Annotated in this window: 21 protein-coding genes; 9 read left to right on the top strand and 12 right to left on the bottom strand. The window is 43.3% G+C overall.

Annotated elements, in window-relative coordinates:
* Window positions 1-174 precede the first annotated feature (174 nt).
* The 3 genes from ACP2WE_RS18205 to ACP2WE_RS18195 form a co-directional block, all read right to left on the bottom strand.
* A complete protein-coding gene (locus tag ACP2WE_RS18205) occupies window positions 175-1,092 on the bottom strand; it encodes a histone deacetylase family protein (RefSeq protein ID WP_425216965.1) in 918 nt (305 codons plus the stop codon).
* Window positions 1,093-1,150: 58 nt separating this feature from the next.
* Window positions 1,151-2,188 (bottom strand): pentapeptide repeat-containing protein, encoded by a 1,038-nt coding sequence (locus ACP2WE_RS18200; protein ID WP_425216964.1) that lies wholly within the window; start codon window positions 2,186-2,188, stop codon window positions 1,151-1,153.
* Between the two features lie 659 nt (window positions 2,189-2,847).
* Window positions 2,848-3,687 carry a septal ring lytic transglycosylase RlpA family protein gene (locus ACP2WE_RS18195; protein ID WP_425216963.1) on the bottom strand — a complete coding sequence of 280 codons (840 nt, stop codon included), beginning with the start codon at window positions 3,685-3,687 and terminating at the stop codon, window positions 2,848-2,850.
* Between the two features lie 200 nt (window positions 3,688-3,887).
* Here ACP2WE_RS18195 and ACP2WE_RS18190 point away from each other — a divergent pair, with 200 nt between their 5' ends.
* Together ACP2WE_RS18190 and ACP2WE_RS18185 are read left to right on the top strand one after the other, a co-directional pair.
* Entirely contained in the window at window positions 3,888-4,277 is a 390-nt protein-coding gene (locus tag ACP2WE_RS18190; RefSeq protein ID WP_425216962.1) for a hypothetical protein, read from the top strand.
* Complete coding sequence (locus ACP2WE_RS18185; RefSeq protein WP_425216961.1) at window positions 4,270-5,913, top strand: MBL fold metallo-hydrolase; 1,644 nt, start codon at window positions 4,270-4,272, stop codon at window positions 5,911-5,913. Before ACP2WE_RS18190 ends, ACP2WE_RS18185 begins: the two co-directional genes overlap by 8 nt.
* A gap of 144 nt (window positions 5,914-6,057) precedes the next feature.
* Here the strand turns inward: ACP2WE_RS18185 and ACP2WE_RS18180 are convergent, their stop codons facing one another.
* Window positions 6,058-6,960, bottom strand: coding sequence for a pentapeptide repeat-containing protein (locus tag ACP2WE_RS18180; RefSeq protein ID WP_425216960.1), 903 nt, complete (start codon window positions 6,958-6,960; stop codon window positions 6,058-6,060).
* Window positions 6,961-7,373: 413 nt separating this feature from the next.
* On the opposite strand from ACP2WE_RS18180, the gene ACP2WE_RS18175 reads away from it, so the two are divergent.
* The 3 genes from ACP2WE_RS18175 (at window position 7,374) to ACP2WE_RS18165 (ending at window position 8,886) form a co-directional block, all read left to right on the top strand.
* On the top strand, window positions 7,374-7,607 hold the full coding sequence (locus tag ACP2WE_RS18175; protein WP_425216959.1) for a hypothetical protein: 234 nt from the start codon (window positions 7,374-7,376) through the stop codon (window positions 7,605-7,607).
* A 235-nt stretch (window positions 7,608-7,842) separates the two neighbouring features.
* Window positions 7,843-8,235: a C6orf136 family protein gene (locus tag ACP2WE_RS18170; protein ID WP_425216969.1), complete on the top strand. Its 393-nt coding sequence runs from the start codon at window positions 7,843-7,845 to the stop codon at window positions 8,233-8,235.
* Window positions 8,236-8,277: 42 nt separating this feature from the next.
* Window positions 8,278-8,886 (top strand): DUF3455 domain-containing protein, encoded by a 609-nt coding sequence (locus ACP2WE_RS18165; protein ID WP_425216958.1) that lies wholly within the window; start codon window positions 8,278-8,280, stop codon window positions 8,884-8,886.
* 154 nt (window positions 8,887-9,040) lie between these two features.
* Here the strand turns inward: ACP2WE_RS18165 and ACP2WE_RS18160 are convergent, their stop codons facing one another.
* A complete protein-coding gene (locus tag ACP2WE_RS18160) occupies window positions 9,041-10,225 on the bottom strand; it encodes an RNA-guided endonuclease InsQ/TnpB family protein (protein ID WP_425216957.1) in 1,185 nt (394 codons plus the stop codon).
* A gap of 96 nt (window positions 10,226-10,321) precedes the next feature.
* Between ACP2WE_RS18160 and ACP2WE_RS18155 the strand changes: the two genes are divergently transcribed.
* Complete coding sequence (locus tag ACP2WE_RS18155; protein WP_425216956.1) at window positions 10,322-10,519, top strand: hypothetical protein; 198 nt, start codon at window positions 10,322-10,324, stop codon at window positions 10,517-10,519.
* Between the two features lie 5 nt (window positions 10,520-10,524).
* On the opposite strand, the gene ACP2WE_RS18150 is transcribed toward ACP2WE_RS18155, so the two are convergent.
* Both ACP2WE_RS18150 and ACP2WE_RS18145 read right to left on the bottom strand, forming a co-directional pair.
* The gene (locus ACP2WE_RS18150; protein ID WP_425216955.1) at window positions 10,525-11,349 is read right to left on the bottom strand and encodes an ABC transporter permease; all 825 of its coding nucleotides are present in this window, start codon (window positions 11,347-11,349) and stop codon (window positions 10,525-10,527) included.
* Window positions 11,350-11,360: 11 nt separating this feature from the next.
* Window positions 11,361-14,324, bottom strand: a complete 2,964-nt coding sequence (locus ACP2WE_RS18145) for a PAS domain-containing protein (RefSeq protein WP_425216954.1) — start codon at window positions 14,322-14,324, stop codon at window positions 11,361-11,363.
* Window positions 14,325-14,668: 344 nt separating this feature from the next.
* On the opposite strand from ACP2WE_RS18145, the gene ACP2WE_RS18140 reads away from it, so the two are divergent.
* The 3 genes from ACP2WE_RS18140 (at window position 14,669) to ACP2WE_RS18130 (ending at window position 17,037) form a co-directional block, all read left to right on the top strand.
* The gene (locus tag ACP2WE_RS18140) at window positions 14,669-15,343 is read left to right on the top strand and encodes a response regulator transcription factor (RefSeq protein WP_425216953.1); all 675 of its coding nucleotides are present in this window, start codon (window positions 14,669-14,671) and stop codon (window positions 15,341-15,343) included.
* A 425-nt stretch (window positions 15,344-15,768) separates the two neighbouring features.
* Complete coding sequence (locus tag ACP2WE_RS18135) at window positions 15,769-16,116, top strand: STAS domain-containing protein (RefSeq protein WP_425216952.1); 348 nt, start codon at window positions 15,769-15,771, stop codon at window positions 16,114-16,116.
* 399 nt (window positions 16,117-16,515) lie between these two features.
* Window positions 16,516-17,037, top strand: coding sequence for a sterol desaturase (locus ACP2WE_RS18130; protein WP_425216951.1), 522 nt, complete (start codon window positions 16,516-16,518; stop codon window positions 17,035-17,037).
* A 78-nt stretch (window positions 17,038-17,115) separates the two neighbouring features.
* Here ACP2WE_RS18130 and ACP2WE_RS18125 read toward each other — a convergent pair whose 3' ends face one another.
* From ACP2WE_RS18125 to ACP2WE_RS18105, 5 genes are all read right to left on the bottom strand, one after another.
* Window positions 17,116-19,671 carry a sensor domain-containing protein gene (locus ACP2WE_RS18125; RefSeq protein WP_425216950.1) on the bottom strand — a complete coding sequence of 852 codons (2,556 nt, stop codon included), beginning with the start codon at window positions 19,669-19,671 and terminating at the stop codon, window positions 17,116-17,118.
* A gap of 490 nt (window positions 19,672-20,161) precedes the next feature.
* Window positions 20,162-21,505 carry a glutamate-5-semialdehyde dehydrogenase gene (locus ACP2WE_RS18120; RefSeq protein WP_425216949.1) on the bottom strand — a complete coding sequence of 448 codons (1,344 nt, stop codon included), beginning with the start codon at window positions 21,503-21,505 and terminating at the stop codon, window positions 20,162-20,164.
* Between the two features lie 135 nt (window positions 21,506-21,640).
* Window positions 21,641-22,354, bottom strand: a complete 714-nt coding sequence (locus tag ACP2WE_RS18115) for a response regulator (RefSeq protein WP_425216948.1) — start codon at window positions 22,352-22,354, stop codon at window positions 21,641-21,643.
* Between the two features lie 111 nt (window positions 22,355-22,465).
* Entirely contained in the window at window positions 22,466-23,494 is a 1,029-nt protein-coding gene (locus ACP2WE_RS18110) for a diguanylate cyclase (RefSeq protein WP_425216947.1), read from the bottom strand.
* Entirely contained in the window at window positions 23,481-23,858 is a 378-nt protein-coding gene (locus ACP2WE_RS18105) for a response regulator (RefSeq protein ID WP_425216946.1), read from the bottom strand. Before ACP2WE_RS18105 ends, ACP2WE_RS18110 begins: the two co-directional genes overlap by 14 nt.
* Window positions 23,859-24,001: the final 143 nt, after the last annotated feature.

Raw genomic sequence — 24,001 nt, 5'->3', positions numbered from 1 at the left:
TGTGTCAATTGCCATTTAGCTTCTAATTCTCTTTTCATGTTTGAGCTTGACTTAGCCTTTGCAATTTCTTGCTCTATTTTCTCGTGCCTTTCTGTTGCTCTTGCCTTGCTGCCGATTAGTCCAAACTAAAGATTAAAAAGATTCTGATTCTCTAGAATTGGTGGTCAATCTGAATTAAAGCCGATAGTGGCGAAACACCTCACTGGCAGCTCGATGTAGCAAAGAATGCCGATAGACTAAGGCTCGTAAATCTTCAGCATAGCCGCCACCTATTACACAGGCTACGGGGTATCGTTGCGCCAAGCAAGTACTCAAAACCTTCATGTCCCGCCGATACAACCCAGTATCCGTAAGCGCTAGTTTCCCTAAGCGATCGCCGACATGGGGGTCAACCCCTGCATCGTAAAGCACCAGATCGGGCTTAAACTCTGAGAGCAGATCGGGCAGATAGTCCGCTAAGGTGCGTAGATAGGCATCATCCTCCATGCCTTCAGGCAGAGGAACATCGAGATCGCTCTTTTGTTTTGTACTCGGAAAATTAATCTGGCAGTGCATTGAAAAGGTAAACACTTGCTTAGAATCGGCAAAAATAAATGCCGTGCCATCCCCCTGATGCACATCTAAATCGACGATTAGAATTTTTTTAGCTAATCCTAGCTGCTGGATTACCCTTGCGGCGATCGCCAGATCGTTAAAAATGCAAAAACCCGATCCATAGTTGGGAAAGGCATGATGGGTTCCTCCCGCTGTGTTACAGGCTAACCCACACTGCAAAGCCAACTGAGCCGTAAGTATTGTCCCCCCTACAGCAATGCAAGTACGATGTGCCAACCCTTCACTCCAAGGCAGTCCAATGCGTCGTAATGCTTTGCGATCCAGGCTACCCTCGCAATAGGCCTGCACGTAACTCGGATCGTGCACCGACTCGATCCATGCTCTTGGTGGTAATTCAGGCAGATGCAATTGTTTAGACTGCACGACCCCTTCTGCCAAAAGCATTTCTGTCAACAAACGAAACTTTACCATGGGGAATCGATGCCCATCGGGTAAAGGGACAACATAATCAGGATGATAGACAATCGGTAGTTCCATCTGGAGCTATAGCAATCCCAAGCGATCGATAGAACAGCATCCTAACGCCCAGACCCCGTTATTCGTAACCCACCACAGAGCCATCTGGCATCACGGCTCCCCGCATAATTGCCCCACTCAAACTTGCCCCACTGAGATTGGCATCTCGAAAACTAACGCCTGTAAGCACCGCCAGTCGTAAATTTGCCTTGATCAAGTTTGTGCCGATCAAAAACGCTGCCTCTAACCTAGCTGAAATCAACTGAGCGCCATTAAGATTCGCGCCAGTGAGGTTGGCGTGATCGAGCTGGGCATCGCTAAGAATGGCATCGCACATCTGGGCATTGGTAATATTTGCATTACTGAGGGTGGCATTGCTGAGGGTGGCACGATTGAGAATCGCATCTGTCAGGTTAGCGTGACTGAGATTAGCATTACTTAAAACAGCATCACTCAAGTCAGCTCCCACCAAAACAGCATGATTGAGAATGGTATCGCTCAGGTCAGCATTATTGAAATTCGCTTGTGTCAGATTAGTACTGCTCAAAATGGCATTACTCAGGTTGGTGTTACTTAAATTAGCTTCACTGAGATTGGCACCACTAAGATTCGCAAAGCTGAGATTGGCTTTTGAGAGATTGGCAGTTTGTAGCTCAGCATCACTGAGCGTGGCATGGTTGAGATTTGAGCCGATTAGATCGCTGCCACTGAGGTTTGCACCACTGAGATCGGCATTACTAAACAGTGCCTCAGTTAAGTCAGCATTTGTCATCATGGCTGAACTAAGGATAGCGCCATCGAAATTTGCTTCTCTGAGGTAGGTGTGACAGAGATAAGCACCACTGAGATCGGCACCAATGAGCTTTGCACGGTATAGATCGACTTCTCGCAAATTAGCCTTTCGTAAATCGGCATTGCTCAAGTTTGCACCGAGCAAATTGGCACAGCTTAGATTTGCCCAACGCAGATTTACCCCACGCAGATCTGCTTCTCTGAGATTTCCAAGTTTGAGGTTAGCACTACTTAAATCTGGCACAATTTCAGGATGAGTAGCCTTCCATCGATTCCATGTAGCTACGCCTTGTTTTAGCAATGCCAGATGTTCTGCGTTTGCCATAGAGGTGACTCCTCGATTTGGATGGTTTGATTGGCGTGATTATTTCAGGGTTATGTATATACAGAAACAAGAAAAAGTCTGTAATTGTATTTTGCCAACCCTTGCTAGCGAAAAGCCAAAACCTAAACGCCAATCCTCCGTGTCCTATGATGCAATTGTTCTAAAATATTCTAAAAAATAAAAAGCCCAGAAGGGTTTCTGGGCGCAGTCAGTTTAAGGCTTTAATGTAATTAGATTATCGGTTTGAATGGCTTGCCAACATCACCCAACTGGGTGAACAAAACGGGTGACCTTTCTACCTTAGTCGATCGCTTTGGTTTCGATAAAGTTTACTCGTTCGAGACTGTCCCCAAAAAGCAAAAAAGAGCCCAGAAGGGTTTCTGGGCGCAGTCAGTTTAAGGTTTTAATGTAATTAGATTATCGGTTTGGATAACTTGCCAACATCACCCAGTTGGGTGAACTTAACGGGCGACCTTTTTTTTCCGCGAACGATCGCTTGGATATTGCCAACGACTCATGATTCGCGATTGCTTCAAAAACAAAAAAAAGCCCAGAAGGGTTTCTGGGCGCAGTCAGTTTAAGGCTTTAATGTAATTAGATTATCGGTTTGAATGGCTTGCCAACATCACCCAACTGGGTGAACAAAACGGGCGACCTTCTTACGATCGCACTTGCATCACCGTCGCGCTAATTTCGACAACACCTACATGTTCGCTATCAATTTCTATGGCGGCGGCATGGGAAAGATCGAGAATGCGATCGCCCACATAGGGCCCGCGATCGTTTACCCGTACAATCACCGATTTCCCATTGCGGAGATTCGTAACTTTTAGATAGGTATCGAGGGGCAAAGAAGGATGAGCAGCCGTAAACCCTTTTTGCTCAAAGGTTTCTCCTGAAGCAGTTGGCAAGCCATGAAAATCCCACCCATACCAAGATGCCTCGCCCTGCACGCTGTGGTCTGTAGCCGTAAGCTGAAACATCTGTTGTTGTGACTCAACTAAAGTCAAGGGCTTTGCACCTGTAGCTTGACGTAAGTTGTTAACCCATTGAGTTAGATTTAATTCTGGGTTAGCAATTCCAAGAATTGGGACTGTAAATAGCATTGCCGACTCGTATTGCCCAATGTAATTACCATTGCTAATCACTGGCAGAATTTTGTTCGGATCGAAGCTAGAGGAATTTAGCAAAAATTCTAGCCTCGCGGCTACCGTCGCTGCATCTGCAATGTGGCTCAGCGTTAAGATTGGTTTCTGGTTGACAAAAATCATCCAATGGTTCGCAGCAGTAGCCTGTAGAGAAATGGTATGGAACTGCGATCGCTTGGGGATAAAAGTTAAACCTTTAGATTGCACAGAATTGTTAACAGCAGATTGGTCAATATACTTGACGCTCTGATCGGAAGGCGAGCCAAGAATTGTTTTGTTGAGATTAAAAAAGAGCGCGCTAAAGAAAGTGGAGCCGATTGATACGACCCACATTGCTGCAAAGGTATTCATAGTAAAGACTGCAAACTAGATTTCGTTAAGCCGGAATCTCTAGATGGTTGGAATATAAAGAAGATTTGTAAATAGACTGTTGTAAAGAGTAGGTTTTAGATTTCTCGTTTTATATTTTTCTTAGAGAAGCATTAAAAACTGGTTGATCGGTTTCCCTGTAACCATTTCACAAAAGTGGAATACTTTTGTAAGGTTTCTGTATGCCTCAATACAAAATAGAGGATCGATGGGGATCAAAAATCACCCCTTTGGAAGAGATAAAATTACTTAGGTCTATTTCACCAAGAAATTCTTCATTAATTTTTTATGCAAATACGCCCCAGTCAAGCGTTTCAACGATGTATTTAAAAACACATTTAAATTCTTTATTTCATTTGTTTTTCCCCTTAATAGATGGGAATTTTTTGAGTAAGGAAATAATAAAACTAGCCAAAATTAAAATAGCGAACGCCCAACCAATTCGACGAGAGCTACTTATTAGGCAAAACCCTAAATCTCAAAACTTTGCCACAATCAATCATCGAGGGGCAGCGTCCCGCCGTCCGATCGCGAAGCGTTTCCTGAGGGAACAGGGAATTGCCTGTGGCTGAACTGGAATGCCTACCGCTAGCGTCGGGTCAACATGGTGAGGGTGTATGTTTCCAAGTGCGCTTGGGTCCCTACTGGTTTCTGCTTGATTGCGGCTTGACCGATTTATCAGCCTTGTTTCAGTCAGGACTCGATTCTGCGGTTTCATCTGAAGTTATCGTGCCTTGGGCAGGGGTTTTTTGCAGTCATGCCCATTCCGATCATGGGCGCGGTTTAAAAGAACTGCACGCGATTGCCCCTAACTTGCCGATTTACGCAAGTGAAGTAACCACTCGCTTGCTGCCTTTAGCTTGGGCAGATCCCGCCCTTGCCCCGCCCGAATTTTGCATTCCCTTGGCTTGGCGGACAGAATATCAAATTCAACCCAACTTATCGGCAAAGTTGCTGCCCTCTGGGCATTTACCCGGAGCGGCAAGCTTGAGCTTGACTTACACTGCCAAAGATCGAGAATACTCAATTCTCTATACGGGTGACTTTTTTCTCTCTAACTCTCGCCTAGTTGAGTCCCTGCGATTAGAAGACTTTCGGGGTTTGTCGCCCGATGTTCTGATTATTGAAGGCAGCTATGGCACAGCCAAGCATCCTCACCGCCGCAGCCAAGAAAACGATTTAGCTGCCAAAATTATCGAGGCGATCGCGCTCGGTTATTCAGCGATCTTGCCCGTATCGAGAATTGGGATTGGGCAAGAAATTTTAATGTTACTGCGCAGCCATCATCAATTTACAGGTAAAGATATTGATATTTGGGTAGATGCCGCGATCGCGCTTGGGTGCGATGCCTATTTAGATTTGATGCCTTACTTACCCAACTCTGTGCGAAATTTTGCGCAACATCAACCGCTATTTTGGGACAAAAAAGTAAGACCGCATGTCGGACGCATTGAATCAGGTCAGCAGCTTAATGCCGAGCCTTGTATTTTATTGGTTGACAAGCATTCTGGCTGGACAGAATGGCTCAGTAAAGGGACAAGACCTTGGCTCATACTTCTACCCGAATTTCAAAGTCGTGGGGCAAATCTCTCAAATAATGACTTTCCTAATATTTCTGCCAAGATTGACACCTATCTTTTAGCCGATCACAGTGATATTGCGGGTACAACGCAGCTGATCCACAATTTAAAGCCTCAGCACATTGTATTTATGCATGGCAGTGCTGACTATTTGGCAGATCTGGCAAATTTAGACGAATTGAGCAATCGCTATCACGTTCATTGCCCCCCTTCTGGCAAACGTTTAGAGCTAGCAGTGGGTGAGTCTTTTCACACCGCAATTCCACCTAGATCCGATCGCGCTACACCACATCCCTATGAAGGGGAGTTAGCAGAGCTAGATTCGGCTGTGGTGCTGACATTACCTGCAGAAATCACTGCCGATTCACGTTGGCTAAACTTTGCCGATACAGGTATCGTTGAAGCGAGGTGGCAAGGTGAAGAGTTAATCATTCGGGGGCTCACCCAAAGAGAATTACTCTCGGATGAGTTGGCTGATGCTGACAATGACAATTTGCGCGTCTGTGGCAACTGCCAGTTTTATCGAGGACAACGCTGCCTAAACCTTGAGTCACCTTTGTCAGGTCTAAAAGTTAGTCGTGATGGCTATTGTTTAGCTTTTGAAAAGATTGCTGAAAACATTGAATAGTTCCCTTATAAAACGAAAATAGCGGGGTAAGGCTAATTTAACTTAGCAAACCGCGCTATTGAGGAATTATCCGAGACATAGTTTTAACCTAACTTGCTCAAGTAGCGATCGCATCCGCAAAATGGCTTGATCCACATCAACGAATTAGGCATGAACTGAGCCATCGGGCATAATTGCCCCTTTGAGGTTTGCCCCCGTTAGCTTTACCATAATGCGATTGTTGTAACCGATACGAGCGCCCGTCAAGTCAGCACCACTCAGATCGGCGCCACTCAGATCGGCACCAATTAAGTTTGCTTCCCTGAGATTCGCTTTGGCTAAATTTGCTTGTAAGAGGTTGGCTCTAAATAAATTAGCTCTGTACAGGTTGGCATTTTCAAAATTGACTTGATGCAAAAAGGCATCCGTCAGATTGGCATTGCTAAGGTTGGCGTTGCTAAGATTGCGACCTTCAAGATATTTTTCGCGCAGGTCTGCCCCACTGAGATCGGCTCCACTCAAGTGATCTGGTCGTTTTGGCTGAGGGTTTGGTTGAGGTGTGGGCTTGGGGGTCGGCTGATAGCGCGGTTGATAAGTTTGCTGCGGTTGGCGTGGAGCAGTGTATTGGGTCGATTGGGTTTTGGTTTTAGCGCCATATTGATGGCTAGCCTGATGATTTGTTTGGTAACTATATTGTTGGTGGTTGGTCTGAGGATTGGGTTGGTGATGTGCCTGATAGTTTGACTGGGTTGATTGTGTGGACTGGCTTTTAGCTTGGTGTGAATATTGATTGGTTTGTGTGGAGTGCCCTTGGGCAGAGTGGGCTTGTGTAGTGTGAGATTGTGTCGTGTGAGCCTGTGCGGAAGAGCGATGCGATCGCACCTGATCGCGCGCATGATTGATCTCTTTTAATTTTTCTTGGGCTTTTGCCTGCAACCTTAGGTCATCCTTGGGAATGCGATCGGGATGCCAAATAAATGCCAAGTCTCTATAGGCTTGATTCACTTCTTCAAGAGAAGCACTTGGCTCTAGTCCAAGTAATCGATAGCATCGGTCTAAATCAATCATAAGAGTTTCACCGTACCATCATTACAGTTTACGGGTTATGGCGGTTAGAGATTAGCATTGTGAACAATTTAACAATGTCTTCGGATTGTTTACCTTGCTATCATTTGTCTTTAGGCGACTAAGCTTAGTTGAATTTTCTGGCATTACTTCAATCTTTTCACTAACCTTAATTAAACGAACCAAGCAGGCAGCTAAGATTTTGATGGAAAAAGGAACGTGAGCGTATTGAAATTAGGTATCCCTTAGGAATAAATGTATTGGTTCTTAACGTAACCCCCAAAATTATCTATGCATAAATCTTAACTAAGATTGTTTAGATTCATGATATTTAGGGACTCTACCCGATCGATCTTAGTATTCTTAAGTAGAGAATCTCTTTAAGAAAACTTAGAGATTTGATGGAGGATAAAATCATGAAACTCTCATTGATTACGATTTCTATCATTCTGATCTCTGCATTGATATTGCCCAGTGCTGCTTTTGGGCAAAGTTCGATCGTTCCAACCAATGATACTGAGAGACCCTTTCAACATCGGGTCATTGAAGCGCAAAGTCTAAAGATGCCTATTTTTATTACAACCATTGTTTTGACAGCTTCTCTAATAACGCTCAGTATCGTTCTAAGCAAGTCCTTTCGCGTGGGATAATCGCACTACATCAATCTATCATTTTATTAGGGTGTCCCCAGAATTTGGTAGATAGGCTTAGCCGTGCGACAGATTAAATCGAACTGTTGCAGATAAAATCCCCGATCTGTTTAAAGTCACGAATAACAGTTTCAAAAGAACTACGACGCAGTTTTTTTGAAACCCCGCGCGTAGCGCGAAACTCAAATCCAAATCTGTGGCAAATTCACTTGAAATTGGTATAACGAAAAAAGAGATGGATCCGAACCTGATTGAGATTGTCAAAGCCGATTATCAAAAATTTCCAGAGGCACAAACTTATAGCATCTATGCTGAGGATGTTTATTTTAAAGATCCTGTTTATAACTTTCGGGGTTTGGCGCAGTACAAAAAAATGATTGGCTTTATAACCACTTGGTTTAAAGCGCTCAAATTAGACCTCCATGAAATCGATCGCGTCGAGAATACGATCGAAACTCGCTGGACGATGAGTTGGAATGCCCCTTTACCTTGGAAGCCTCGTATTTCAGTAACAGGTTGGAGCGAACTCCAAGTGAATGAGGCAGGGCTAATTAGTTCTCATGTCGATTATTGGGACTGCGATCGCTGGGATGTGGTGAAGCAACATTTTATTTTCTCGACAAAGTAATACACTTTTAAAATAACGATTGTGGAATAGAGGAAAAATTTCATGAAAACGTTCTTGTCTAAGCAAGCTAAATATCAGGGAAATCTGGGCAATGGATTAGGAAGTGCTCGCTTGACGCCATGCTTATTGGGTGCGCTATTAGGGCTTGGTTTCGTTGGTTCAGCGATCGCCGCAACGGTAAAACCTATTGTCCCTGAAAAACTGCAAGTCAGCCCAGGAGAGGAACTCTTATTTAAGGCTTCTGCACAAGGTGCGCAGATTTATACTTGTAAAGCCAATGACAAGAATAAATTTGCGTGGACATTCAAAGCTCCTGAAGCCTATCTATTTGACGATCGGGGTATGAAAATTATTCACCACTATGGCGGACCAAGTTGGGAATATCTCGATAAAAGCAAGGTCAAGGCAAAGGTAAAAGCAAAAGTTGGGGCTCCCGATCCTACTGCGATTCCTTGGCTGCTACTTGAAGTTACTTCCCATGAAGGCAGGGGTATGATGTCCAATGTCACCAGTATTCAAAGGCTCAATACTTCTGGCGGTTTGGCTCCCACCACAACTTGCAATGCCTCAAATGCAGGTAAAGAGATTGGAGTTGGATACGAAGCTGATTATTATTTCTACGGTTCTACCACCGTTCAAGGGCTATGGTAGCAATAGCCAATCTGGGCAATTGTTCGCAAACAATTAAGGATTGCAATGGCTCTTTTCTTAGCACTTTGCTTATCCCAAAACACCATTAATCAAAAAAATACTTAAGCCCTTTTTGACATCCTCACCGAGCTAAAGCAACGGTGATTCCTAAGACTCACGACTTAGGTTTCTGTTTCTTCCCATTACTGGGGTTTCGCAACTGCCCTTTAGACTCATGCCTATCGGGTCTTACGCTCGCTCCACAGACTGACACGGCAAGCCCTGCCGCCAAAATATTCTTACTTGCGTTGGTATCTCGGTCATGGTTTATCCCACATTTAGGGCAATCCCACTCTCTAATATTCAACGGCAACTTTTCAACGATGTAGCCACAATTGCTGCATCGCTTAGAACTCGGAAACCAACGGTCAATCTTGACGAAAGTACGACCATACCAATCGCACTTATATTCAAGTTGTCTCACCAATTCACCCCAACTAGCATCACTAATAGCAAGGGCAAGTTTGTGGTTCTTGACCATATTCTTCACAGCCAAATCCTCAACGGCGATGGTTTGGTTTTCACGCACCAATCGAGTTGTCAACTTGTGAAGAAAATCATTACGAGCATCGCTTATTTCGGCGTGAACTTTAGCGACTTTGAGTCTCGCTTTTTGACGATTGCTCGATCCTTTTTGCTTACGGCTCAAAGCCTTTTGAGCTTTACGCAATTTAGTGCGTTTAGCCGCAAAGCCTTTGGGATTAGCAACATGCTCACCTGTACTCAAAGCAATCAAACTGGTAATCCCCAGGTCAATTCCAACTTGATTAGGAGACTCAGACAATGGTTCAATCTCGACATCCACCAACAAAGATACTGTCCACCGTCCAGATGGCGAGAGCTTCACCGTAATGCTAGAAGGTTCCGCACCTTTAGGAAATTGACGGCTCCATCGAATAGCCAATGGTTCAGGGCTTTTAGCCAAAAATACTTTGCCCTCTTTCCATCGGAAAGCAGACTTTGTAAATTCAGCACTGCCGCCATGATGCTTTTTCTTAAAGTTTGGGTATTGCGCCCGACCTGCGAAAAAATTACTAAATGCTGCTTGGAGATGCCTCAATCCTTGTTGCAATGGCACACAGCTAACTTTATTGAGAAATTGCAAGTCTTCTTGTTTTTTCCATTCAGTCAGCATTGCCGAAGTTTCAATATATCCGACTCGTTCCTGTCTCTCATACCAGGCCTCAGTCCTTGCGGCGAGGGCCCGATTGTAGACCAAACGAGTGCATCCCATCGTTCGCCTAAGCAAGGTTTCCTGCTCAGGAGTTGGATAGAATCGGTATTTGAAAGCTTTTTCCATGCCTCACATTATAGTACGCATTCTGTGATGCACTCAATTAAAATATAAAGCCGTCCTTCGCGTTGCTAAAGGACGGGGTTTCTACCCAAATCTACGATGAGTGAAGCCATTAACTGTAAAGAAGCCTGCATCAATGGTTGCATCCTTGGCGATCGCTGCCCAAACCTAGAACATCTTGCCGCGACTCGTAAATTTCTTCAAGATACATCGATTGACAAAATCCTTGAGATTGCAGCAAATCGATTTTTACCCAAAGAGATCGAGACTGAGGGCGATCGCCCCGTTAGCGAATGATTGCTTTATCGTTTCTGACGTTGGGTTAAGCCTTCACCTACAAGAGAGAGCCCAACCACCATAATGGTAATAGCCAAACCGGGAAACAAGGTCGTCCACCAGATATTCTCACCTGTGGAAAGCGCATCTAAAGCTTGTTTCAGATCGTGTCCCCACTCCGGCACATCTTCAGGAATGCCTAGCCCTAAAAAGCCTAGCCCCGCTAAGGTGAGAATCGCATCTGCGGCATTGAGCGTAAAGATCACAGGCAAGCTTTGAATCACATTTTGTCCCAGATAGCGGGTTAAAACCGTCCAAGTGTCTGCTCCGATCGCTTGGGCAGCTTCGATATATAGCTCGGTTTTGACGCTCACCGTTTGATTGCGAATAATGCGAAAGTACTGTGGAATATAGGCAACACTGAGCGCGATCGCGGCATTCCACACACCTGGCCCCACGACAAAGGCGATCGTCAACGATAGCAGCAGCCCCGGCAGGGTATAAATCGCATCCATAACAAACACCAAGCCTTTGTCTATCCAACCACCTTTATAGCCGCTGATCATGCCTAAAGGTACACCCACCAGTAAACTCAAAATCGTGGACGTCAACACAACCTGCCATGCAACGCCTGCGCCAGCGATCGTGCGGGTAAAGACATCATGCCCCTGCTGATCTGTACCAAACCAATGTGTTAGAGAAGGCGCTTCGTGAATGGGGTTGCTCAAAAATTCGTTAGGATTTGCCAGCATGCCCCACATCACTAAAACTGGATAAAAAAGAGCGATCGATGCAAAGAGCGTACTGATCGATATACCAACAAACATGAGACGCTGAGAAGTTGAATTCATAGTCAAAGTTTCTACAGATCGAGCAATGGAGGCTGAGAAGGAAGTGTAACCACAAAGGTTGTACCAACTCCTACTTTACTAGTGAGCGAGACATCACCTCCATGCTCTTTGATACACTTTTTCACAATGGTTAGTCCCAAACCAGATCCAGTGAAAGAATCTGCATTCCTGGCGCGATAAAAAGGCTCAAAAATGTACTTCTGTTCTTCGAGGGGAATACCAATGCCCCGATCTTGAATGCTAAAGACGATCGTATTTTGGCTGTAGTCAATCATAAAAATAATTTGAGACGCAGGATCTGAATATTTGATTGCATTAGAGAGCAAATTTGACAAGATAAAACGTAAAAGTTTAGGATCTAGATCGGTCTGTTGACTTTGAATTTTTCGAGGAACAACCACAATTCTCGTTTGATTTCCTGTTTGATTTTCGAACTGTAGCTCATCAACAAGGGTTTGACAGAAATCAAGTAGGTTAACTGATTGCGGATTAAACTCTAATTGATTAGCTTCGGCTCTATTAAGCGTGATCATGTCATCTAAGAGACTGGTGATGTAAGAGATAGATGATTGAATTCGCATTAAATTCCTTCTAGTCCGTTCGTCTATATTTTGGCTACTGCTGTTTTCTATGAGTTGAGCCGACATTTTAATTACACCCAATGGCGTGCGAAATTCGTGGGAAATCATTGAAAAGAAGTTACGCTGTAATCTGGCAAGTTCTAGTTCTCTTTGCAAAGCCAGTTGAGATGCTTCGGCAACTTTACGATCGCTAATGTCCCGCACAAATGCCACGACTTCATCTTTCCCACTTACCAAAATGCGAGACTCAAAGTAATGGATCTGTCCATCGAGTAATTCCAAAGAATAGTCCACGGTCTGCAGATTACTTGTTTGGATCGCTCGTTCAACCGCTTTCATGATTTGAGCGATCGTATCTGATGGCAACGGTGAATCAGCGATATTAGAACCTTTAATTGTCTGAGGTTCCATCACCAACAGTTCTCGTCTAGCTTTAAAATCAATAAAATCCCCGTTGCTTTTTATCCGAAAAATTAAGTCAGGAATTGCATTTAGTAAAGCTAAATGTTGGGCCTCGCTTTGAGATAGTGCCGTCTCTGTGCGTTTATGTTCTTCAATTTCCATTTGCAAAGAAAAATTTGCCGCCATTAGCTGAGAAGTCCTTTCTCTTACTTTACTTTCTAGTTCTTCTTTCGCAAGCTTAAGTTCGATTTCGGCTAGTTTGCGCTCTGTAATATCATGGGTCGCACCAAATAGCGCAATTCTCCGACCATTCTCATCAAGTATAGTTGTGCCTCTAGAACAGATATATCTTATAGAACCATCTGGATGTAGGATTTGCAAATCCATCTCATAACTTTTTCCTGCTTGAATTGCCCTTGCCACAGTGGTATCAAATTCTTCTCTCTGACTGGGATGTACCATCTGCAATAATTCTGCATAGGTTGGCTCACCCAATGCAAGTTCTCTACCCCAAATTCGGAATAACTCCTCAGACCAAATAATTTTTCCTGTGGTGAGATCGTATTCCCAATTACCCAAATGTGCCAATTTTTCTGCCTTAGCCAAATTTGCTTCACTTTTACGTAACTTCGCTTCTATCTTTATGCGATCGGCTAGTTCATCTTTAACTTGGGTGTAGAGCTGTGCTTGTTGAATCGCGATCGCCAATTGATTCGCGATTTGTTGTAGTAACTCTGCATCTGACCCCTGCCATTTGCGATCGACCGTACAGGCATGAGCGATCAATAGTCCCCATAAGTCCCCATGTTTAGATTCTTGATAGTTCTCACGGTTGCGCTGTGAGTGTTGCAAAATTGGAGCGACAATCTTAGACTTTACTCCCATAGACTGCATCAACTCCACCAGACAAGTCCCCCATTCGTCCGTCATGACATCCGAGATGATGCGCGGTTGTCCTTGAGAATAATAGGCAAAACAGCTAGGCTCAAAATATTCATTTAGCCATGTCAGATCTAAGTACGATGGGTATTTGGGATCGACTTTTTCTTGAATTATTTTGCCTCTGCCATCAGGATAAAGACGAAAAATCGACACGCGATCGGCTTGTAATATATGTTTTACCTTAGTAACAGTCTCAGAAAGGATTTCATCAAGTTCTAAAGACTGGCGAATTTGTTGTGTGATTTCAGTAATTAACTTCTCACGTTGGAGTTGCAGCCTTAATGAATCTTCTGCTTGTTTGCGATCGCTAATATCTTCGGTCACGCCAGCAATACGATAAACTTCACCTATATCATTCTGTACTGGAAATGCACGAGTTCTCAGCCAACGAATCGTTCCATCGGAACGAATAATCCGATATTCAAACAACTGTTCTGCCTGCCTCGCCTGTGCTGGGGCTAGCCGCATTTTCTCTAGATCTGCTGGATGAACTAATGTCAGCCAAATGTGGGCATTTTCATAAAAAGTCTCTGGTGGATAACCCCAGATAATTTCGCAAGCGGGGCTCACATAAATTGCCTGTGAAAAATCAGCAGAAAACAAAAAGAATATATCGTTAATATTTTCTGCCAGTTGTCGAAATCTCTCCTCACGTTCCGCAACTTGACTTTCCATACGATGCTTGTACAGGGCAATCTCAATTGAAGCACGCAGATCGCTCTCATCAAAAGGTTTGACTAGATAACCAAAGGGAGCCGAATTTTTGGCTCGTTCCAGCGTAGCGTCATCCGTGTGTGCAGTAAGGTAAATCACTGGGAGGTGAAATGCTTCGCGCAGGGTGGTAGCGATCGCGATGTCATCTCGCTTTGAGCTTTTCAAACTGATATCCAAGAGTACCAAGTCTGGTTTATTTTCAGACACACTAGCGATCGCTTCTTCATCAGAATTAACTATGTCCGTAACGATATATCCCAGCATAGTGAGCTCTTCTGAAATGACCCTGGCTGTAATTACCTCATCTTCAACTACTAGAATTTTTGTTGATGACATTCTAAGCAATCCCTCTTTTTATCTCAGATGTGCTTCAGAGCTTAAGTATTATTTATATAAACCTTGGTTTTTATTTGGATCCATATCACAATCCTTAAATTGATTTTTGCATGAAAGGTTGAGGATATACTCAGATTGTACACCTTTGATTTCTTGGTACTTTTGTGGTTAAGTAAAATATAGATTAATTAATTTAAAGAGGTACTTTGCAAAAAGTATTTAACTTACTCCAGTTATATTTCCAATCTTATGTTTGCCTCCATTTATTATTTTTGCCAGTAGGTTTTTACGCATAGTTAAAACTGACGTAATTGCTTACTAATCGATAAAACACAATATTCTCAATGAAGATTCTGCTTGTAGAAGACGATCTCAAAACTTCAGAAACCCTCGTAGAAGCCCTCACCGATCAAAACTATGTGGTTGATGTTGCTTTTGATGGTGAAACTGGCTGGCAAATGATTCAGGCTAATCAATATAGTTTGATATTACTAGATGTTATGCTGCCCCAATTGGATGGAATTAGGCTTTGTCGCAGCATTCGCTCTCATGGGTTTACTCTCCCTATTATTATGATTACCGCGCGTAGCAGCACAGTAGATAAAGTGATTGGCTTAGATTCGGGTGCTGATGACTTTATTACTAAGCCTATTGACCTGCTAGAGCTATTTGCTCGTATTCGAGCTTGGCAGCGTCGAGAGCAGGGTTTAAAACAGGTTGACACCGTACTGAAATGGGAAAACTTAGAGCTTAATTTGGATACCTATGAGGTCACTTACAACCAGCATCCCGTTCAACTTACCCCAAAAGAATATGCATTACTTGAACTCATGATCAAGAATGGACGTCGCGTCCTTAGCAGAGGTGCAATCATTGAGAATATTTGGGATCTTGCCGATTCACCTTCAGAATATACTGTCAAAGCCCATCTACAAAGTTTACGAAATAAGCTGATCGGAGCTGGAGCCCCTGACGATCTAATTGAAACTGTGCGTGGTGTTGGCTATCGCCTTAAATAGTATCCATTAGCACATCTTATGAATAGGTGAAAGCTTTATATAACAACAGGTTATACATTCTGTCGATCTTGTAATTTACATCTAATCTCTGTATTGATTCGAACAGAAGAATCTCAACTAAAATCCTCATTTAGATCGAGCTATTCATAGCTCGACTGCTATTAAACCTAAACGTTTCTAATCGTTTTCTTCTCAAATTATTGAACTTTATCTTGCTTTTTTAGCTGGTTTTTAACTCGTCAAGAAATTTTGTATAAACTTGATTATTCTAGTCGCTTTCTTCTCAAATTGCTAGGCTTTATCTTATCTTTTTCGGCTTATCCTAAAAAAAAGGAATTATGAAAAAAGTCTGTTTTTTTTAAGGGGAAAACCCGATCTGATTTTTGTACTCGCAACGATCTCATTTCTGCAATCAAGTGGTGACAATGGAAAAAAAAGTTCATGTACTTAGACCAAGTGGGAAAATGGATCATGAGAGTCGTTTCACGATCTTTGCTCAGATACAAGCTCTTGCTACTCCAGAAATCGACTATTTTGTAATCGATATGCAAGATGTCACCCATATCAACACCTTTGGGCTAGGCGTTATTTTAGGAGCTTTAAGGCTTTCAAGACAGTTCGGGTTTCGGCTGGTTGTTGGTTCTGTTACTTCGGACTCCGTGATTTCTTTCTTTCATTTAACTTCGATGGATAAAGTGCTAAATCTTTGTCCTGATGTTTATGAATTCCTGAATAATCTTGATTCTGAGCCCCCGTTTCTTCGTGCTAGTTAGATGTTAAGCATAGGTGAGATGTTCCGAAAGGTACAAGTTCATCGTTGAATGGAGTATATAAGTCCATCCCACTAAGCTTCCAAAAATGTCAACAATTCCCAAAAGAAGAAAGTTGCAAGACAATTCGATCGATTGTATAACTTGATAATGATCTGACAATGAGATCGTTACAATTCAGTCCCTGTAATAAATTTAACTGTTCTAATCGTTTTCCTCTTCAACGACCGTTTTTAATCATTACCTTCATAAGTCAAAGTAAATGAAGCAGCTATAAAATCCCAACTTAAGTTGGCGATCGCAATAGTTTAGTTAACCTGAGCAAATATTCATATCTTAAACTAGATATAAACAGGGCTTTAACTTCATCTTCTAACATATGGTTAGTGGTGAGGATTTGTTTTGGAAATTATTAAAGCAATTACAGCAATTTGGCTCTTACTTCTGCTTGGTGACTTCTTGTCTACCTTCTTGTACCATGTACCAGAGCATGTATTCGGCAAGTTTCATACAATCGTGCATCATGGCAAAAACCGCAGTTTCCTTCATTATGCGGTTTTAACTAGAAACCCCCTCGTTATGCTTGACGGAATTCTGGGTGCGTTACCTTACTTTGTCTTTACACCTTGGCTGTGGCAGTTTTCTCCAGTAGGAACGGTTATTGGACTTCTGTTGGGTGAACTTCACGTAGTTTGGAGACATGTTTCTATTCTGAAATGGAAAACGCCTAAACCGTTTCTAATTCTGTGTAATTTACTATTTATTACAACCCCTGAAAGGCATTGGCAGCATCATCTCAATGCGTTTGCTGCTTATGGTGACATTTTTACATTTTTCGATGCCCCTGCCCAAAGATGGCTGACATTTTTACGGTTTGTAAGGCGTAAATTCAAACAAACGCATCAAATTGGAACCGTAAGCTAATACCAATTCGCTAGCAAAGCTGTAAAAGCAGGGATAGAATCTATCCCTGCTTTTAGATTGAACTCAAAGATTTGGGAACTATTCACTTACTACGAAATGTCGCTTTTCTACCAGCATCTTCGTGGCTTCATCTGCGGGAACGGGTTTGCTAAACAGAAAGCCTTGCATGGCATCGCATTTGAGTGCTTGTAAGAATTTTAATTGATCGACGGTTTCTACTCCTTCGGCGATCGCCTTAAGCTTGAGACTGTGTGCCATCGCAACGATCGCCGTGGTGATGGCAGCATCATCACTACTTATGTTTATATCCCGAATAAAAGAAACATCGATTTTAATCTTGCCCACAGGGAATTGCTTCAAATGGCTTAGCGAAGAATAGCCCGTACCAAAGTCATCAATCGAAATCTGTATACCCATTTCGTGGAGATGTTGAAGTAAAGCGATTGCAATGTTTTCATCCTTCATGACCACGCCTTCGGTAATTTCTAATTCTAAATATTTAGGATCTAAACCAGTCTCCTCTAAAATCTGCGCTACGGTATCCACAAAGGTAGGAGATTGAAATTGTCGCACAGAGAAGTTAACTGCCATACTTATGGGTAACAGTCCCATATCTTGCCATGATTTGTTTTGCGAACAAGCTTGACGCATTACCCATTCACCTAATGGCACAATTAAGCCATACTCCTCAGCTTGAGGAATAAATTGTCCAGGATAAACTAGCCCAAGGTCAGGATGCTGCCAACGAACCAGTGCTTCCATTCCGACAATTTGCCCAGAGTGGAGGTCTACTTGTGGCTGATAAAATAGACAAAACTCAGATTGATGCAGTGCTCTTCTAAGGCTATTTTCCATGAAAGCATGTTCAAACACGCTCATACCGATTACATGGGTGTAAAGCTGATAATGATTCCTCCCCTGTTCTTTTGCTCGAAACATGGCGGTATCAGCATTTTTCATTAAGGTTTCTGGATCGGTTCCATCATTAGGATAAAAACTGATGCCGATACTGGCACCAATATGAACTTCTTGTTCGTTAAGAATGAAAGCTGTTTCTAAACCTTTTAAAATCTTTTGGGCTACGCTGATCGCATCTTCGGCTCCCCTAATTTCTGGTAGTAAAATTAGGAACTCATCGCCTCCCATCCGTGCGAGGGTATCACTTTTACGAATAGATTTGAGCAAGCGTTGAGAGACTGCCTGTAAAAGGGTATCGCCAGCAGCATGCCCTAGGGTATCGTTGACAAATTTAAATCGATCTAGATCGAGAAATAGAACAGATAGGCTTGGTGCAGCATCGTCTGGTGTAGAATAACTACCATGCGTGCTTCTCTCTTGCCATTGTCTTTCTGCTAAAGAGATTGCCTGATTTAACCTATCTCTAAATAGCGATCGATTGGGAAGGTCGGTTAGCGAGTCATGAAAAGCTAAATGGGCGATCTTCGCTTCGGCTAACTTGCGCTCTGTAATGTCCTCAACTGTTCCTTCATAACATAATAGACGACCATTAGAATCACGTATTGCACGAGCATTTTCAGAGATCCAAATCGTCGAACCATCTTTACGTCGAATTTGGGATTCAAATCGCCAAATTACATCTTGTGCTTCTAGTGTCTCGACAAATTCCGTGCGTCGCTGGGGATCGACATAGAGTTGCGTTGCAATATCTGTCAATTCACGCATTAAGTCTTCAGGGGAATCATAACCGTAGATACTGGCAAGCATTGGGTTGGCTGTAATGTAGCGACCATCCTGCGTTGACTGAAAGATGCCTCCCACGGAATTTTCAAAAATACTGCGATACTTCGCTTCTGCTTGTTGGAGCGCTACCTCGGTAAGTCTTTGCTCTGTAATATCATGGGCGAGAACGATTCGTGCAGGTTGTTCGTTATAGGGAAGTGAATGAGAAGTAACTTCGACAAAAACGATCGTGCCATCCCGTTTGCAATGCCTTGACTCGTTTGAGAACAAGGCGTCCTCAGGAACTGTTTCGAGATACTTTACCAATGCGGACACATCTTGTTGAGGACAAATATCTTTAACGGTCATCGACAAAAATTCTTCGCGACTATAACCATAGTGCTGAATTGCAGCCGCATTTACGCTCAAAAATCTGAGGGACTCAGCATTATAAATCCACATGGGATTTGGGTTGCTTTCAAATAAAAGACGACTGCGCTCTTCTGATTCTTTGAGAACTTTTTGGGTGCGATCGCGATCGGTAATATCTTCAAATTTATAGAGAAAGTACCATTCGCCATGCTCGGACTGCAAAGGGTAAATGCTGAGCAGAATATTGACGCTTTGGGCATCTTTACGCAGACAGCGCATGGTCAAGTGACAGATGTCAATATCCCCTAAGAGCAGCCGATCTTTCGTAAGTAGATAGGTTGCAAGATCCTCAGGGTAGGCGATCGCGCTAAAGGTTTGGGTTAATAACTCGTTAGCCTTGTAGCCTAGCAGTTCGCAAAAGGCTTGACTGACTTCCCAAAAATCTCCATCCAAAGATGATGAAAACACGCCAATCGTGGCATTTTCCTTTTCCTGGGCAATGCGTAGGATCTTTTTGAGCTGCTCTTGCTTGATCAGTTCTTGATAAAACGGCCTTAAATTATCTAACCTTTCCTCTGACAATGTTTTATCGACTACTAACGTCTAATGCTAAGGAACTGAAAATTTGCGTTCGATCTTAGAGGTGCTTAATAACCTACTCTCTACATTCTATCGCTGTGACATTTGGAAGATAAACGTTTACAGACTGCAAAGGATATTACGCAAATGCTATACCTCTGTAAAGAAGCAAATTGCCATATCTTCGCAAATCAAGACTTTTATATTATTTATGCAAATTGTAAGTTGTTAGCATCAAAAAATACACTATTACCCAGATGGTTCAAGGATCGTCTTTTTAGTAGAATTCAAGTATCCGTAATTTCTGGGATGCGATAATACCATTTGCAAAAAGTAAAGCGACATAAACATTAATTTATGCTGATTCCTAAGCAACTTTGTATGAAGTAGCTGTTCTCATGATTTAGTGAATTTAGCATGAGTTTTCTGTAGGAATTTTGAGCGAAACCTACTTCTACAAACAGAATTGTTTGGGAGCTTAACAGGATATGGATTACGCTAGATCTCTATGGGTAAAGGTCTTGGCATCTTTACCACTGTAGCTTGCCACAATATGACCGTCTCCAATCAGTCGATATTTGTAGGTGATGAGCCCTTCAAGCCCAACGGGGCCGCGTGGAGGCATTTTTTGGGTGCTAATGCCCACCTCTGCACCAAAGCCATAGCGAAAACCATCGGCAAAGCGCGTGGAACAGTTATGAAAAACTCCTGCCGCATCGACATCGCTTAAGAAGGTAGAAGCAGCATTTGGATCTTGGGTGACGATCGCTTCGGTATGTCTCGATCCGTAGGTATTGATATGCGCGATCGCCTCTTCCAACGAGTCCACAATCCGAATCGCTAAAATCAGGTCGCTATATTCCGTAGACCAATCACTCTCGGTCGCAGGTTGCAGGTCGATCGCTTTGCCCATCTGCTGCATAAGTTGAAATGTGCGATCGCACGCACGAATTTTTACGCCTTGACGCTGTAAAGACTGGATTGCAATCGGTAAAAAATCAACGGCGATCGCTTGGTGAACCAAGAGGGTTTCAATGGCATTACAAGCCGCAGGATACTGGGTTTTGGCATCCACTGCAATTGCGGCAGCTTGGATAATATCCGCACTGGCATCCACATATAAATGACAAATGCCTTCAGCATGACCTAAAACGGGAATACGCGTGTTGTCTTGAATGTAGCGGACAAACTGATTAGAGCCTCTGGGAATAATCAGATCGATCGACGAATCCATTTGCAAAATTGCCAATGTTTCGGCACGGGTCGTCAGCAGTTGCACCACATCTGGAGAAACTGCCAACTCTTTCCCTTTGCTAAAATCTTTAAGTGCTTGATGAATTACTGCCACGATCGCTTCACAGGAGTTAACCGCCTCGCTGCCACCCTTGAGAATGACGCCATTCCCAGATTTAATTGCTAAGGCGGCAATTTGTGTGACCGCATCAGGACGAGCTTCAAAAATTACACCCACAACGCCTAAAGGACAGGTAATGCGCTCTAGGGTCAAACCCGTATCTAATTCTCGATGAATTTGGGTGATACCCACGGGCTCCGCCAATCGAACCATGTCTCTGACTCCCGCAACCATGCTCGCCAACTTATTGCTATCTAATTTGAGACGATTGAGAATGGCAATGGGCAACTGTGCAGATTTAGCAGCCTCGACATCTTTTTGATTGGCTTGCAGGATGCGATCGCCATTTTTTTCCAAGGTATTGGCGATCGCTTCGAGGGCAGCATCTTTGGCTTGGGTTGGCAACTTGGCAAGAGTTCGCGCCGCTGTACGAGTGACTTGGACAGATTCAGCCAGCGATTGGGTTAGAGGAGTAGAAGTCATATAGAAATTCAGTTGTCAGAGATTTAAAGCCCGTTTGTGCTTAGAAATTTAGGGGGTTAGGGATGCGTGGCTTGAATGCTAAAGGTCAATATCTAATTATCCACGATCTCTATACGATCTTTAGGTACTCTTGGTCTAATCAACTATTTGGATGCGACCTTTCGCAATGCACTCGAAAATATGAGAAACTTGAGAATTTTGCTGCTCGGTGAAGGTTCGACTAGAAAAGATAGAATTATAGAGAGCTTTGCTGAGATAAAGATAGCCCTTACGGCTGATTTTACCCGAATTAAGAATCCGATACACGATTTCTTCAACGGTCAACTGATCGGTTGGTCTACCCTTGGTCGTCTCTTCGGGAAGTTCAAACTTATCGGAAGGCAATGGATTGTTTAACTGGAGTGTCGTTTTGAACGCATCTACCCGACTAGATAGAGGAGTTCTTGGCACTGGATCCAATGCCTTGGAAGATGCTTGAGGAATACATCGCGCGATCGCTGCTTTCAATAAAACAGGCTCAAAGGGTTTGGTGAGATAGTCATCGGCACCGAGTTCCATGCACTTCATCACACTTTCCATCTCTTCGATCGCAGAGATCATGATTACGGGAATGCCACTCATGGCTTCGTTAGACTTAAGTCTAGAGAGTACAGTGTATCCATCCATTTCAGGCATCATAATATCGAGCAAAATCAGGTCATAGCGCCGCGATCTTGCCATTTCTAAAGCTTCTCGTCCATTCACAGCCATCGAAAAGTTGAAGCCCTCATTTTTTAAGCGACGCGCAAGCGTTTCACGATTCATCTCATTGTCATCAACAATTAAGACATTGATATCCCTATTTTCCATAGAGTGCTTCCCCTTTAGCGATTGAACCATATTGATTATTTGTGTTTTTTCTGAGCAACGATCTCGCTCTGTAGGCTGGGCGATCGCCAAAGTTTGAATAGCATCTAATAGCTAGGCTAATTCTCGAATCACCAAAGGGCGATCTAAGCAGACAACGACCCGATTTCGTCCTTCACGCTTCGCTTGATAGAGGGCACGATCGGCATTGCCAATCAAGCGATCGGCTAAATAAGTTGGATCGGCAATGTTTGTGGTTACACCAATACTAATCGTGACATACTTGCTTACTTTAGACAAAGCATGAGGAATTTCCAGAGCCTCAACACTATCACATAATTTCTGTGCTATGAGCATAGCACCATCAGCATTGGTGTCTGGCAAGATCATGGCAAATTCTTCGCCCCCATACCGGGCTGCTACATCTCTTGGACGACAGATAACCCGTTCTGCAACCCTCGCCACCTTACGCAAACATTCATCACCGACTAAGTGCCCATAGGTATCGTTGAATTGCTTAAAAAAGTCAATATCAAACATAATCAGCGAAAGAGATTCTTGATTGCGCATCGAGGCTTTCCATTCACGGATGAGGATCTGATCGAAATAGCTGCGGTTGGCGATGCCTGTTAGCCCATCTTGCCGAGTCATCAGCTCAAGTTTATTTTTGATTTCCTCTAGCTCTTTATAAGCCTCTTCTAATTCCTTATAAGCTGCTTCGAGCTTTTGGCGATTGAGAGTTTCTTGATCGCGCAAGAGTTTTTTTTCTAGGCAGGCATTGACTCGGGCTTTGAGAATAGTGCGATTGTAGGGTTTAGGTAGATAATCTTCGGCACCTAGTTCGATACAAGCTGCCATGCGATCGGTTTCATCTAGGGAAGAAATCACGATCACAGGGATAAATCGTAGATGAGGATCGGCTTTGAGATATTCAAGCACCTGATAGCCACTGATGATAGGCATCATAATGTCTAGAAGTACAAGGTCAACCTTTTCTGCATTCAGAACGTCGATCGCCTGTTGACCATTCACAGCCATCCGAATTTTGCTATATCCTTGATGCTTAAGATGCCGCTCTAAAAGCTCGCGGTTCATCTCATTGTCATCAACAATCAGTAGAACAAAATCCTTAATTGGTGACATATTTTGTTAGCAAAGCTTGGATTTTGCCTAAAAGACGCTGAAATTCTAAGGGTTTGGTATCGTAGTCGTCACAGCCTGCATGAATACCTTTTTCGCGATCGCCTGCCATGGCATGGGCAGAAAAGCCGATGATCGGTATTGTTTTGGTTGAGGGCATCGATTTTAGCTGCTGTGTGGCTTGCCAACCATCTAGCACTGGTAAACTCATATCCATCAAAATTAAGTCGGGCGTTTCCGTTTGAGCCAAGGCTACGCCTTCTGCACCATTTACGGCAACAACAATCTGAAAACCTTTGCGTTCCAGGCGACGCGAGAGCATATCTCGGTTCATGTAATTGTCTTCGACCAGTAATATCTTGGGCATGACAACTGTCTCTTTTCTGATATTCCCCGAATGTCTCGAAAGACTTTTTGTGCTTGCTTTTTGTATTTAGCAGACCAGCAATACAAACGCCTAGAACCAACTAAATCCGGCAACCAAGAACTAAACTCACTCTTGACTTCTTA

It is taken from the genome of Tumidithrix helvetica PCC 7403, assembly GCF_965232925.1.
Taxonomy (GTDB): domain Bacteria; phylum Cyanobacteriota; class Cyanobacteriia; order Pseudanabaenales; family Pseudanabaenaceae; genus Tumidithrix; species Tumidithrix helvetica.
Note: the sequence above shows the minus strand (reverse complement) of the source record. Positions and strands in the feature narration are given on the sequence as shown.